This is a genomic window from Bartonella capreoli (genome assembly GCF_902813205.1).
Lineage (GTDB): Bacteria > Pseudomonadota > Alphaproteobacteria > Rhizobiales > Rhizobiaceae > Bartonella > Bartonella schoenbuchensis.
This window is the reverse complement of sequence record NZ_CADDZX010000259.1, coordinates 1-428: the sequence shown is the minus strand read 5'-3', so window position 1 is coordinate 428 and position 428 is coordinate 1. Positions and strand designations below refer to the sequence as shown.

Below are 428 nucleotides of genomic sequence, written 5' to 3'. Positions count from 1 at the left end.
GAACGCAATATTGTTGCGATGCGCTGATTATTGCAACAGGAGCGCAAGCGCGTTGGCTTGGTTTGGAAAGTGAACAGACTTTTATGGGTGGCGGTGTTTCTGCCTGCGCTACATGTGATGGGTTCTTTTATCGTGATAAGGATGTCATTGTTGTGGGGGGTGGAAATACAGCTGTTGAAGAAGCTCTTTATTTATCCCATTTGGCAAAGAGTGTAAGCGTGGTTCATCGGCGGGGTTATTTTAGGGCAGAAAAAATTTTGCAAGATAGATTGCTTGCTTGCGATAATGTACGTGTTCTTTGGGATCATGTGGTAGAAGAAATTGTTGGTTTGCCAGCTCAGGACTCAAGGGGAGCTGTTGTAACCGGTGCACGCCTTAAAAATGTTAAAACCGGTCAAGAAATTAAGGTGAATGCAGAGGGAATATTT

The 428-nt window shown here is 44.2% G+C and carries 1 protein-coding gene; it reads left to right on the top strand.

Annotated features, from left to right (window positions below; translation table 11 throughout):
- The coding region (locus tag J7R05_RS08320; protein WP_208541885.1) for an NAD(P)/FAD-dependent oxidoreductase at positions 1-428 on the top strand (428 nt) is incomplete at both ends.